Origin of the sequence: Nocardioides mesophilus (assembly GCF_014395785.1) — a bacterium.
In the GTDB taxonomy this organism is placed as follows: domain Bacteria; phylum Actinomycetota; class Actinomycetes; order Propionibacteriales; family Nocardioidaceae; genus Nocardioides_B; species Nocardioides_B mesophilus.
This window is the reverse complement of sequence record NZ_CP060713.1, coordinates 395640-408024: the sequence shown is the minus strand read 5'-3', so window position 1 is coordinate 408024 and position 12385 is coordinate 395640. Positions and strand designations below refer to the sequence as shown.

Here is a 12385-nt window from a genome sequence, read left to right as displayed (position 1 = left end):
TGTTTCCCATCTGTCACTTTGTCACCTACTGTGATCGAGCTCTGTTCACGCTTCTCGGGAGGCACCCATGACAGACGAGCTGACCCGCCGCGGCATCCTCCGGACCGGAATGGCCGGAATGGCCGGCATCGCCGCGGCACTGACGGTGCTCTCCGCCGGTGCCGCGACAGCCCGCCCGCGTGACACGGCGCCCGGCGTGCTCGCCGACGTCCGGGCCGCGGCCCGGGACTTCGGGGTGCCGCCGGAGCTGCTGCTGGCCCTCGGCTACGCGAACACCCGGTGGGAGATGCCGCCGCCGGGGGCCGGCGACTACCGGTTCGGCGATCCGGAGGCGCGCGGCAGCCACGGCGTGATGGCCCTGGTGCGCAACCCCTGGGAGGACACCCTCGGCCTGGCCGCCGAGCTGACCGGCCTCCCCGTCCAGGCGTTGATGACCGACCGGGCCGCCAACCTGCGCGGCGGCGCCGCGGTGCTGGCCCACTCGCAGGGCCGGCAGCGACCCGGCCGCAGCCGCGACTGGCTCCCGGCGGTCGCCGGCCACGGCGGCGGTGGGCCGCGGATCCAGGCCGCGACCGGGATCGGCTCCGGCGACCTGTACGCCGAGCAGGTGGGCGACGTGCTCGCCGGCGGGTTCGACCACCGCACCACGTCGAAGCAGCGGGTCGTGCTCGCCCCGCAGGGACAGGAGCTCTGATGGGCCAGCGCAAGCCGGCGATGGTGTGGCGACCGGCCGCCCCGACGAACTACACCGACGCGTCCCGGGGGCGGCGCAAGGTCAACCGGATCATCATCCACGTCACCCAGGGGTCCTGGGCCGGATCGGTCAACTGGTTCGCGAACCCGAACGCCGCGGTCTCCGCGCACTACGTGGTCCGCTCCAGCGACGGCAAGATCGCCCAGTGCGTCAAGAACCAGGACATCGCCTGGCACGCCGGCAACTGGGACTACAACACCCGCAGCATCGGCATCGAGCACGAGGGCTTCGTCGACGACCCGGCGTGGTTCACCGAGGAGATGTTCCGCTCCTCGGCCAAGCTGGTCGCCTACCTGCACGGTCAGTGGGGGATCCCGCTGGACCGCGACCACATCATCGGCCACAACGAGGTACCGGGTTCCAGCCACACCGACCCGGGGGAGTGGTGGTGGTGGTCGCACTACATGGAGCTGGTCCGCCACTACTGGCGCACCTGAGGCTTTGCCGCGTCGGGCAGGCTGGGGGCGACCAGCCGCCACGACGAGAGGAACCCACCGGTGAACGAGACACAGACCCGGGCCACCGAGCTGCTCCGGCTGCACCAGGACCCCGAGCTGCTGAGGGTCGTGAACGTCTGGGACGTGATCAGCGCCCGGGTGGTGGCCGGCGTGGAGGGCACGCGGGCCCTCGCCACCGCGAGCCACTCGATCGCCGCCTCCTACGGCTACCCGGACGGTGAGCAGATTCCCGTCGACCTGATGATCGAGGCCGTCGGCCGGATCGCGTCGGCGGTCGACGTACCGGTCACCGCCGACCTCGAGGCCGGGTACGACGAGCCGGGCGAGACGGTCCGCAAGGCGATCGGCGTCGGCATCGTGGGCGCGAACCTCGAGGACCAGATGAAGCCGCTGACCGACGCGGTGGCCGCCGTCAGGCAGGCCATGAACGCTGCTCGGGCCGAGGGCGTCGACGACTTCGTGCTCAACGCCCGCACCGACACCTTCCTCACCGCGGGCGACCGCGACCCGCAGGAGGTGCTCGCCGACGCCGTGGAGCGCTGCCGGGCCTACCTGGACGCCGGCGCACCGGTCGTCTTCGTCCCCGGCCGGCTCGACGAGACGCAGGTGTCCACGCTGGTCGACGCGCTCGGCCCGCAGCGGCTGACGCTGATCGGGGTGCCCGGATCCCTGCCTCTGCAGCGGATGCAGGAGCTGGGCGTGGCCCGGGTCTCCTACGGGCCGTGGTCCCAGCGGGTCGCACTGACCGCGCTGGAGGACCTGGTCCTGGACGTGCACCGTGGCGGCGGGCTGCCGGAGGGCACCCGGCCACTGAACTGAGACGGGCGTTTCGTCCGGGTCGCCGCGGGTACCGGGGGGCTCTCGATGCCTGAGGAGGCCCCGTGTTCTTCTTCTTCAGCAACCGCACCGGTTGCATGGGGTCGCTGCTGATCTCCGCCGTCGTCACGCTCCTGCTGTTCCTGCTGCTCAACCGCTGAGGTCCGGGGCGGCGTCACGGGCCGGTGGCGAGCTCCGGGGGAGCGGCGCCGCGCAGGCCCGGCCGTCGCAGGCGCGGACCCGGTCGAGCACCTGCGCCAGCTCGCGCTGCGTGGCCGCGTAGGCGCGGACCCCGACGAGGTTGCGGTACTCCCGGGGGTCCTTGGCCAGGTCGTAGAGCTCCCGGGCACCGCCGGCGAGGTCGACGTAGAGGTAGCGGCTGGTGCGCACCCCGATCGCGAACCGCACGTCGCGCCGTCCCCCTGAGGACAGTGGCTGGCCCGCCTCGTTGGTGTTGCGGCGGACCCCCATCATCGGTCCGGTCTCGGTGAGCACCGCGCGCACCCAGCCGCGGTCGCCGTGCCGGGCGACGTCGAGGACCGAGACGCCGTCCACGCGGCTGGGCGGGGTCACCCCGGCCAGGTCCGCCAGGGTGGGCGCGAGGTCGATGGAGGTGACCGGGTCGTGGCGACGCCCGCCCGCCGCTATCCCGGGCCCGCGGAGCAGCAACGGCACGCGTAGCGACGGCTCGTGCGGGAAGATCTTGCCCTGACGCCTCCGCTGCTCGCCGAGGAAGTAGCCGTTGTCGGAGGTGAACAGGATCAGCGTCCTTCGCGCCTCGCCGCTGGCCTCGACCGCCGCGACGGTACGCCGGACCTGGCTGTCGACCACCGACAGGGCCTCCGCCCGCTGCCGCGTGACCTCGAGCATCGCCCGGCGCTCCGCGGCGTTGATCGGTGGCGCGCGCAGGTAGCCGGGCTTGTCGCTGAAGTCGGGGTCCTTCCAGTCGGCACCCGGCGCGGCCCGGACCCGGCGGTCGAAGCGGCCCTTGACGTCGTCGGGCCGGGCCGTGGTCAGGAAGTCCACGAGCTGGCCGTCGTTGCGGCGCACCGGCGCCGGGTCGTCGGGCTCCACCGGGGAGCCGGAGTGCGGAGCGGTGTAGGAGACGTAGAGGAAGTACGGCCGGGCCGCGGGCGCACGGCCGCGGATGATCTCCTCGGTGAGCTCGCCGTACACCCGGGACTGGTAGCGCCCCCGGTAGTTCACGAAGCCCTCGCCGTTACGGCTCAGGGTGGTGTCGAAGAAGTTGTAGGTGCCCCCGGCCCGCGGGTCGCTCGCGGGTAGGCCGCCGTCGATGGAGGCCCGCCAGCGGCTCCAGCCCGGAGGGACGTAGTGCAGCGACTTGCCGGTCCGGTGGCCCGGCCTCGGCATCGAGCCGTAGCCGTTGAGGTACTTGCCGACGTAGACCGTGGCATAGCCGGCGTCGTGCAGCCAGGTGGCGATCGTCGAGCGGTCGTGGAAGGAGGGGAACGCGTACGGCGCGTTGACCCCGTAGACCTGGTGGTTGTGGGCGTAGCGGCCGGTCAGCACCGAGGCGCGCGCGGGGCAGCACAGCGGGAACGGGGCGAACGAGTTCACGAACCGGACCCCCTGGTCGCGGATCAAGCGGCGGGTCCAGGGCATGAAGCGCAGGTCGTCGTCGCGCATGTCGTCGACCATGATGAAGACGATGTTGGGTCTGGCCTGCGCGGCCTGCGCGGCCTGCGCAACCGCGGAGTCCCCGGAGTCCGTGGACCCTCGGACCGAGGGGGCTGGCTTCACCGCCGGTGCCGGCCGGCCTGGTCCGGCGACGCCGATGACGGCCAGGGTGCTCACCACCACCGCGGCCACCGCACCTGTCCGCAGCCAGGTGCGCCCCGACAGCCTGGAAAGTCGCGACATGGTGCCCCCGTCTCGACCCGCTCCGGGGCCCGCGCCCCGGCTTCTCCCACGGTAGGGAGCCGGCTCCCGCGACGGGGCTCTGTTCCGCTCGGTCCGGGACCTTCGGCGCTCAGCTGGTGGCTTTGGTCCGCGTGGGGGAGCCACTGGACAGCAGCAGAGTGCCGAGGTGCAGCAGCTGCTCGCGGAGCACCGCGTCGTCGATGTCGGCGAGGAGGGGGTCCGCGGCCGCGTGGGCCAGGCCTCCGATCACGGAGGCCGCCACCCGCCGACGGGTGTCCGGGACGGGGCCGAGCAGCAGCTCGCCCAGGCGACTGGTGAGGGAGTTGAACGCCTCGTGGGACTCCAGGATCCGTCCGAGCTCGGGGTCCCGGGAGACGCTGGCCATGACCTGGCGGTGCCCGATGATCAGGTCGACGAGGCCCGCGAGCGCGACCCCGGTCGCGTCGTCGGCGGAGGCGGCGGCCTCGGCGTCGGCGATGGTGCCGCGCATCTCGTCGAAGGCGGACTCCACGACGGCCAGGACGATGTCCTCCTTGGCGTGGAACTGGTAGTAGACCGCCGCCTTCGTCACGCCCAGGTGGTCGGCGATCATCTGCAGTGAGGTCCCGCTGACGCCGTGCTCGGCGAAGAGCTCGAGGGCGGCGTCGATGACGCGTGCTCGTCCCTGCCCGCGAGGCGCGTGCGGTCTCGCCATGCCGTTTCCTCCTCCCCGAGCCCTGCCCGGTCTCACCGGCGCTGGATGCAGGGTGACGCCGGGCACATGAGCACCCAAGTTAGCCGATCGGCTTGCTTGGGGCTAGTCGAACGTCTAACTTCGAGGGGTCCCCCCTGCACCTCGACCACTGACCGGGAGCACCCTGATGGCCAACCTCCTCTACCGGATCGGGCACTTCGGTTTCCGGCGTCGCGGCACCGTGGTGTCGGCGTGGGTGCTCCTCCTGGGGGTGCTCGTGGTGGGCCTCGTCTCGGTCGGGACCGCGGCCACCTCCAGCGTCAGCATCCCCGGAACCGAGTCGCAGCGGGCGCTGGACGCCCTGGCCGACGAGTTCCCGCAGGCCGCCGGGGCCGCGGGGACGGTGGCGGTCCGCGCCCCCGAGGGCGAGAGCGTCCTGGACCCGGCCGGCAGGGCCGTGGTGACGGCCGTCGTCCAGGAGGCCGGCGAGGTCCCCGGCGTGGTCGCAGCCGCCAGCCCCTACGACACCCAGGCGATCAGCCGTGACGGTCGTTACGCGCTGGTGAGCGTGCAGTTCGGTGAGGTCGCCGACGCGCTCAGCGAGCAGCAGCGCTCGGCCTACGAGGCGATCGGGGAGGGCGCTCCCGAGGGCTGGGCCGTGGCGGCCGGCGGAGAGCCGCTGATGACCGAGCCCGCGGTCGGGTCCACCGAGGCGATCGGCGTCGCGGTCGCGCTGGTCGTGCTGGTGATCACGTTCGGCTCGCTGGTCGCCGCCGGGATGACCATGGTCAACGCGCTCATCGGCCTCGGCGTCGGCATGGTGACCATCCTGCTGCTCGGCCACGTCGTCGACCTGACCAGCGTGACGCCGGTGCTCGCGCTGATGCTCGGCCTCGCGGTCGGGATCGACTACTCGTTGTTCATCACGTCGCGCTACCGGCACAACGTGGCCACCGGCCTGGACCGGCAGGAGGCGGCCGGCCGCGCCGTCGGCACCGCCGGCTCCGCGGTCGTCTTCGCCGGTCTCACCGTGGTCATCGCACTGGCCGGTCTCTCCGTGGTCGGCATCCCGTTCCTCACCTCGATGGGGCTGGCGGCCGCCGGCACGGTGGCCGTCGCGGTCCTGGTCGCGGTGACCCTGCTGCCGGCGCTGCTGGGCTTCGCCGGTGACCGGGTGCTCTCGCGCCGGCAGCGCACGGCGTACGCCGCCACCGGGCAGCACGTCGACCCGGAGGACGCCACCAGCAACCACGGCTTCACCTGGGGCCGGTGGGTGGTCAAGGCCCGGGTGCCGGTCCTGGTGGTCGGTGTCGCCGCCCTCGGCGTGCTGGCCATCCCCGCCGCCGGCATGCAGCTGGCGCTCCCCGACGACGGCACCGCCCCGGTCGGCACCAGCAAGCGCGAGGCGTACGACCTCATCGCCGAAGGCTTCGGCGAGGGCTTCAACGGACGGCTGGTCATGGTGGTCCACGGCGAGGACCCGGGCGCCGTCCAGACGGCGGCGGAGCAGGCCGCTTCGGTGGTGACCGGGACCGCCGGCGTGCTCGCGGCGGCACCGGGAGGAACCAGCGCCGACGGCAGGACCGCCCTGGTGGCGGTGGTGCCCGCCTCCGGCCCGACCGAGGAGGCGACCTTCGAGCTGGTGCGCGACCTCCGCACGGCGTTGGCGTCCACCGCCGACGCGACCGGCACCGAGATCGCGCTGACCGGTGTCACCGCCGTCGGCGTCGACATCTCGGACAAGCTCCGCGACGCGCTGCCGATCTACCTGCTCGTCGTGGTCGGGCTCAGCTTCTTGCTGCTGATGCTGGTGTTCCGCTCCCTGCTGGTCCCGCTGAAGGCGACGGCGGGCTTCCTGCTCACCGTGGGCGCGACCTTCGGCGCCACCGTCGCGATCTTCCAGTGGGGCTGGTTGGTCCAGCTCGTCGGGCTGGACACCGCCGGGCCGCTGGTGAGCTTCCTGCCGGTCCTGCTGATCGGCATCCTCTTCGGGCTGGCCATGGACTACGAGGTCTTCCTCGTCTCCCGGATGCGGGAGGACTTCGTGCACGGCGAGACCGCCGAGCAGGCGATCGTCTCAGGGGTCGGGCACGGGGCCCGGGTGGTCGTGGCGGCCGCACTGATCATGATCTCGGTCTTCTCGGGCTTCATCCTGGTCGACGACCCGATCATCAAGTCGATGGGCTTCGCCCTGGCGTTCGGCGTGCTCGTCGACGCCTTCGTCGTGCGGCTCTCGCTCGTGCCGGCGGTCATGTCCTTCCTCGGCGACAAGGCGTGGTGGCTGCCGCGGTGGCTCGACAAGACCCTGCCCGACGTGGACATCGAGGGAGAGGGCCTGCGCGGCGCCCCGGATCAGGCGACGGAGCCCGCTGCCCGGATCTGAGTACCGGGACGGATGTCGCGAAACGCCTCACCAGGCACGGTGTGGAGTGCGACCCTGGCAGCCGCCGGGGCCGCGCGACCGGCACGAACGACACCGCACCGAGGAGACACCGTGACGCACGACGAGGCAGCCAGGCCGGGGGACCAGAGCGACCCGGCGACAGATCCGGTGACCGATGCGGTCGCGTTCGGTCCCGGCACCGCGTCGGACGCCGACCGCGCCGACCGCGCCGGTCGGGCCGGCGCGACCACGGCGCGCCGGATCGTCACCGGCGGCCTGGCCGTGGTGCTCGTCGGTGGCGTCGCCTGGGGAGCTTCCTGGGCGGCCGGATTCCTCACGGGAGGAGGCCCGCAGCCCGAGGACGTCCTGCCGGCCTCGACCGTCGCGTTCGCCAAGATCGACCTGAACCCGTCCGCCGGGCAGAAGGTGAACGCGCTGCGGCTGCTGCAGAGGTTCCCGAAGCTCGACGCCGACTCCGATGACCTCAAGGCGGCGCTGGTGCGGAAGGCGTTCGACGAGAACGACTACGGCCTGACCTACGACGCGGACATCGCCCCGTGGCTCGGCGACCGCGCCGCCGTCGCCGCCATCGCGGCCCCCGGGACCGACGACGGCGTGCTGCCGGTGGCCGTGCTCGAGTTCACCGACCGCGACAAGATGACGGCCGCGATGGAGAAGCTCGACACCGCCGTCACCGAGAGGTCGTGGAGCGGGTACGCCGCCGAACCGTCCGGCGACGGTGGCGTGGGCGAGGCGGACCCCGATGGTGACGAGCCGTTCGCGTACGCCGTCCGCGACTCCTACGTCTTCCTCGGGGACAACCAGGCCGAGCTCGACGAGGCGGTCGCCGCGGAGCAGGTGCTCGCCGACGCCGACACGTTCCGCAGCGACGAGGAAGCCGTGGACGGAGACGGCAAGGTGGGCCTCGCCTGGGCCGACCTGGGTGCGGTGTACGCCGCCGTGCCCGCCACCGACAAGAAGGACCTCACCGAGGCGTTCGGCGACTCCGCGCCGACCGGCCGGGTCACCGCCGCCACCAGCGTCGAGTCCGACTACGTCGAGGTCACCGGTCGCAGCAGCGGCCTCGAGCTGGCCGGCTTCAACGCCGCCACCGCGGCCGACCCGGGCACCGAGCTGCTGCAGGGACTTCCCGCCGACGTGCACGTCGCGTTCTCCGCCACCGGGCTCGGCGAGGCTCTGGTGAACGTGTACGACGAGATCGGCACCGAGCCGCTGTTCGGCACCCTCGACGACCAGGCCTCCTCCAGGGGGCTGAAGCTGCCCGAGGACCTGGGCATCGTCTTCGGCACCGAGTTCGCCGCCGGGGCCCGCTTCGCCGACGACGGCGGCGAGGTGGTGGTCCGCGCCGACAGCGCCGACCCGGCTCGCGCCGTCGAGGCGCTGAAGCCCTTGCTCGATCTCACCGGCGAGCCCGACCTGGTGCTGGACCGCCTCGACACGGGCTACGTCGCCGCCACCAGCGACGACTGGGCGACCGCTGCGGCCGACGGCACCGGCGGACTGGGAGGCACCGTCCTCTTCGACCGGGCGGTGGCCGACGCGGACAACGCCAACCTGGTCGTCTTCCTGGACCTGCAGCCGCTGGTGAACTTGTTCCGCGACTGGCTCTCGCCGGAGGAGCTCCGCAACCTCGAGCCGCTGGAGGCGCTGGGGATCTCCGCGGCCGGGGACGGCGGCGACGTCCGCTTCACCGGGCGGCTCACGTTCCAGTAGCGGCCGCCCGGTCGGCCGGCGCTGAGGTCACACGCCGGGCGGCGTCAGGAACACTCCCCACGAGGAGGTCCGCGACGCCGCCGGCTCGAGGCGGATCACGTCCTCGCCGGTCTGGAAGGCGTTCGGGGACAGCTCATGGGCTCGGTGCCCAGTCCGCGCCGGCGGCGCTCGGGCGCCAGCGTGTCCCCGGTGTAGAGCTCGACGATCGGGTAGGCCTCGTCGACCCACAGGTGGACGGTGTTCCCGTCCGCCCCGGTGAGGTGCACCCACGCCCGTCCTTCGGAGTCGCGACGGAGGTCCTGGAACGCGTAGTCGATCTCGAGGTCTCCGACCTTGCGGCCCTCGCGGAAGTCGTACGGCGTGCCCTCCACCGCTTCCAGCCCGGTGGGCAGCTGACGGTCCGGGTCGGTGAGGATGCGGGTGCCCGCCTCGAGCCGGAGGGTGCAGTCGTCGATCCGTCCGGCGCCGGGGGAGAGGTAGGGATGCTGACCACACCCGTAGGGCGCCGGGTCCGCGCCGACGTTGGTGGCCGTGGTCGTCACCGACAGCCCGGTCTCGGAGAGCCGGTAGTCGACGCGGACGTCGAGGGTGAAGGGATAGCCCTTCAGCGGGAACAACGTGGTCGCCATGGTGACGTGGTCGGCCTCGTGCTCGACGCACTGCCAGGGGCGCCAGCGCAGGAAGCCGTGGATGGCGTTGTGCTTCTCCGGCTCGGTGAGCGCGACCTGGTGGTCCGTCCCGTCGAAGCGGTACTTGCCGTCGGCGAGGCGGTTCGGCCACGGGATCAGCGGTGCCCCGTGCGCGCCGTCGCACATCCGGTCCAGCTCGTAGGGGTCCAGCACGTCCCGGCCGCCGGCCGAGTACTCCCGGACGCCCCCACCCACCTCGACGACGACCGCCACCTGGTCGCCGGAACGTATCTCGAACTGCTGCCCGGACGGGGCGGTCCGCGCGCATGATGGTTGCCTGCCGACGCCTCGGCTGTCCGTGGAGGTCATCGGTCCAGACTCGCACGACGTTTGCGCAGACGCAAAGATTCTGCCTACGCTGAACACCCCCGTCGGTGCAGGCACCCGACGTGCCGAGGCGTGGAGGTGGTCGTCGAGTGCCGGAGTTCTTCCCGTACTGGGTCGTGGTCACCCACTTCCTCAACCTCTTCTTCCTGCTGCTCCTGTTCCGCTCGGGGATCGAGGTGCTCTCGGCGTTCCCGAAGCTCTACTGGCGCGACGACTGCCCACCCGGCCGCGAGTGGCTGAGGTTCTCGAAGAAGACGTTCGCCGCCGACTCGCGGACGCCGTGGACGTCCCTGGACGAGGAGGAGTCGTGGTCCCCGGTGGTGGCACTGCCGGGCAGGAAGAACCTCGGGCTGGGCCGGCACTGGCACTTCATGACGGTCCAGTTCTGGATCTTGACCGGAGCCGTGTACGTGACCCTGGTGTTCGCCACCGGCTACTGGCACTACCTCGTGCCCACGCACTGGTCGCTGGTGCCGGACTCGATCAGGGCCGTCGGGACCTACCTGCACTTCGAGATCCCCGCCAAGATCCCCGGCGAACCCTTCGAGCCCGCCCAGAAGCTGTCCTACTTCGTCGTCATCTTCGTGCTGGCCCCTCTGCAGATCGCGACCGGGGCAGCGATGTCTCCCGCGGTGCTGGCGCGTTTCCCGTGGTACGGAAAGATCTTCGGTGGCAAGCAGGGGGCGCGCAGCCTGCACTTCCTGGTGATGTGCGCGTTCGGGGTCTTCGTGGTCGTGCACGTCTCCCTGGTGGTCGTGCACGGAGTGCCTTCGGAGTTCGCCGCGATCGTGCTCGGTGACCCGGAGGGTGATCGACGGCTGGCGGTGGGGATCGGTGTGGCCGGACTGCTGGCGATCGCGGTCCTCCACGTGGTGATCACCTGGTTCTCGCTGCGCTACCGCCGGCGCACCCAGCGACTGCTCGGTGTGGTGGTGAACCCGTTCGAGCGGCTGCTGTCCCGAAGGCTGGTCTCGCGCCAGGACCTCCGGCGCTCAGAGGTCTCCGCCTACTTCCGGGTCAACGGTCATCCGCCGGCCAGCGAGGAGTACCTCGAGTCGGCCGCCGCCGGCTTCGAGGACTACCGGCTGGACGTGGGGGGCCTGGTCGAGCGCCCGGTGAGCCTGTCGTTGGACGATCTTCGTGCGCTGGGTGCCCAGCGCCAGATCACCAAGCACAACTGCATCCAGGGCTGGACCGCGGTGGCGGAATGGGCCGGGGTGCCGCTCGCCCGGGTGATGGACGAGGTCGCTCCGCAGGCGTCTGCTCGTCACGTCGTCTTCCACGCCATGGACGACAAGGGTCTGACGGGCAGCGAAGGCCGCACCGGCTTCTACTACGGCACCATCCCGATCCAGCTGGCCTCGGACCCGCAGACCATCCTCGCGCTGGAGATGAACGGCGAGCCGCTGCCGCTCAGGCACGGTGCCCCGGTGCGGCTGCGGGTGGAGACCCAGCTCGGCTTCAAGATGGTCAAGTGGATCACAGCCATCGAGTTCGTCGCCGACGTCGACGACATCGGGATGGGGATGGGCGGGTGGCGCGAGGACCAGCAGTTCTACGCCAGCGCCGCCGGCATCTAGCCCTGACTGAACGGTCGGGCTAGGCGCCGATGCGCCGGCCGCCGCGCGGAGGCGCGGTCGACGACCGATCGACGAGGACGAGCGGGTCCCGGACCAGGACGTCGTGGCCAGGGCGGCCGTCGATGCGGTCCACCAGGGCACGCACAGCCGCGGCGCCGAGCTCCACGAGCGGCATGCTCACGCTCGTGATGGGCGCCTCCAGGAACTCCAGGCAGGCGTCCTCGTCGAAGCTGACGAGCGAGACGTCGCGCGGCACGACGGCGCCGGCCTCACGCAGCGCCTTGAGGACGCCGAAGAGCTGGCCCAGGTTGCCGACCCCGATGGCGGTCGGGTGCTCGCGGCGCGCGAGCAGGTGGAGGGTCGCCTCGTAGCCGCCGATCTCGGTGTCGGCGTCGTGCTCGAACGTGGCGCTCATGCCACGCTCATGGCACAGGGAGCGGACGGCGGCGGCCCGGCGGAACGGCGTGTCGATGTTCTTGTGGCCGTCGATCACGGCGATCCGGCGGTGGCCGAGGGCGGCGAGGTGGTCGACGAAGAGCTGCATCGCGCCCTCCTCGTCCATGACCACGTTGTTGCCCTCACCCGGCCCGCGCCGGTTGAGGTAGACGTGCGGCACGGTCAGCTCGCGCTGGCGGCCCCGCGGCAGCCGCTCCGAGGTGGCGATGAGCAGGCCGTCCGCGCGGCTCTCCTCGATGAGGTGCTGGTACTCGATCGGCGTGCGCGCGCTGTCCTCGGGCTCGTCCAGGAACATCACCACCTGGTCGCACTCGGCGGCGGCGTGCAGGGCGCCCCGCTGGATGCTCGACCAGATGGGGTTGCGCAGCAGCGGCACGACCATCGCCAGCGCTCCGGTCCGGGACTGCTTGAGGGCCCGGGCCAGCGCGTTCGGACGGTAGCCCTGCTTCTGCACGGCCAACAGGATCCGGTCGCGGGTGTCGGGCCGGATGGACAGGCTCGTGTCACCGCTGAGCACCCGTGAGACGGTCGAGGGATGCACCCCCACGGAGCGGGCGACGTCGGCCATGCGCGGACGCCGATGCTCCTGCCCGGCCGATCGATCGTCGTTGATGAGGTCTCCCCACTGTCTTGA

General features: G+C 71.9%; 10 protein-coding genes. 6 read left to right on the top strand and 4 right to left on the bottom strand.

Features of this window, described 5'->3' with window-relative positions:
* The first annotated feature begins 67 nt into the window (after positions 1–67).
* Genes H9L09_RS01850 through H9L09_RS01840 form a run of 3 tightly spaced genes read left to right on the top strand, consistent with a single transcriptional unit; the run spans position 68 to position 2031 of the window.
* Entirely contained in the window at positions 68–694 is a 627-nt protein-coding gene (locus H9L09_RS01850) for a hypothetical protein (RefSeq protein WP_187579098.1), read from the top strand.
* The gene (locus H9L09_RS01845) at positions 694–1191 is read left to right on the top strand and encodes an N-acetylmuramoyl-L-alanine amidase (RefSeq protein ID WP_187579097.1); all 498 of its coding nucleotides are present in this window, start codon (positions 694–696) and stop codon (positions 1189–1191) included. Before H9L09_RS01850 ends, H9L09_RS01845 begins: the two co-directional genes overlap by 1 nt.
* A 60-nt stretch (positions 1192–1251) precedes the next feature.
* Positions 1252–2031 (top strand): isocitrate lyase/PEP mutase family protein, encoded by a 780-nt coding sequence (locus H9L09_RS01840; RefSeq protein ID WP_187579096.1) that lies wholly within the window; start codon positions 1252–1254, stop codon positions 2029–2031.
* A 147-nt stretch (positions 2032–2178) separates the two neighbouring features.
* Here H9L09_RS01840 and H9L09_RS01835 read toward each other — a convergent pair whose 3' ends face one another.
* Both H9L09_RS01835 and H9L09_RS01830 read right to left on the bottom strand, forming a co-directional pair.
* Positions 2179–3909 (bottom strand): sulfatase family protein, encoded by a 1731-nt coding sequence (locus tag H9L09_RS01835; RefSeq protein ID WP_187579095.1) that lies wholly within the window; start codon positions 3907–3909, stop codon positions 2179–2181.
* 109 nt (positions 3910–4018) lie between these two features.
* Positions 4019–4603 carry a TetR/AcrR family transcriptional regulator gene (locus tag H9L09_RS01830; protein WP_187579094.1) on the bottom strand — a complete coding sequence of 195 codons (585 nt, stop codon included), beginning with the start codon at positions 4601–4603 and terminating at the stop codon, positions 4019–4021.
* 166 nt (positions 4604–4769) lie between these two features.
* Here H9L09_RS01830 and H9L09_RS01825 point away from each other — a divergent pair, with 166 nt between their 5' ends.
* Positions 4770–6965, top strand: coding sequence for an MMPL family transporter (locus H9L09_RS01825; protein ID WP_187579093.1), 2196 nt, complete (start codon positions 4770–4772; stop codon positions 6963–6965).
* Positions 6966–7076: 111 nt separating this feature from the next.
* Positions 7077–8699, top strand: a complete 1623-nt coding sequence (locus tag H9L09_RS01820) for a DUF3352 domain-containing protein (protein ID WP_187579092.1) — start codon at positions 7077–7079, stop codon at positions 8697–8699.
* A gap of 95 nt (positions 8700–8794) precedes the next feature.
* Here H9L09_RS01820 and H9L09_RS01815 read toward each other — a convergent pair whose 3' ends face one another.
* Positions 8795–9697 carry an aldose 1-epimerase family protein gene (locus tag H9L09_RS01815; protein WP_223164174.1) on the bottom strand — a complete coding sequence of 301 codons (903 nt, stop codon included), beginning with the start codon at positions 9695–9697 and terminating at the stop codon, positions 8795–8797.
* Positions 9698–9804: 107 nt separating this feature from the next.
* On the opposite strand from H9L09_RS01815, the gene H9L09_RS01810 reads away from it, so the two are divergent.
* Positions 9805–11295, top strand: a complete 1491-nt coding sequence (locus H9L09_RS01810) for a molybdopterin-dependent oxidoreductase (protein ID WP_187579091.1) — start codon at positions 9805–9807, stop codon at positions 11293–11295.
* Positions 11296–11314: 19 nt separating this feature from the next.
* Here H9L09_RS01810 and H9L09_RS01805 read toward each other — a convergent pair whose 3' ends face one another.
* The gene (locus tag H9L09_RS01805; protein WP_187579090.1) at positions 11315–12319 is read right to left on the bottom strand and encodes a LacI family DNA-binding transcriptional regulator; all 1005 of its coding nucleotides are present in this window, start codon (positions 12317–12319) and stop codon (positions 11315–11317) included.
* Positions 12320–12385: the final 66 nt, after the last annotated feature.

Bases quoted from the DNA above. Each gene is read 5' to 3' on its own strand.
- H9L09_RS01850 (WP_187579098.1), top strand. From the start codon at position 68: ATGACAGACGAGCTGACCCGCCGCGGCATCCTCCGGACCGGAATGGCC.
- H9L09_RS01845 (WP_187579097.1), top strand. From the start codon at position 694: ATGGGCCAGCGCAAGCCGGCGATGGTGTGGCGACCGGCCGCCCCGACG.
- H9L09_RS01835 (WP_187579095.1), bottom strand. From the start codon at position 3,909: ATGTCGCGACTTTCCAGGCTGTCGGGGCGCACCTGGCTGCGGACAGGT.
- H9L09_RS01830 (WP_187579094.1), bottom strand. From the start codon at position 4,603: ATGGCGAGACCGCACGCGCCTCGCGGGCAGGGACGAGCACGCGTCATC.
- H9L09_RS01825 (WP_187579093.1), top strand. From the start codon at position 4,770: ATGGCCAACCTCCTCTACCGGATCGGGCACTTCGGTTTCCGGCGTCGC.
- H9L09_RS01815 (WP_223164174.1), bottom strand. From the start codon at position 9,697: ATGACCTCCACGGACAGCCGAGGCGTCGGCAGGCAACCATCATGCGCG.
- H9L09_RS01805 (WP_187579090.1), bottom strand. From the start codon at position 12,319: ATGGCCGACGTCGCCCGCTCCGTGGGGGTGCATCCCTCGACCGTCTCA.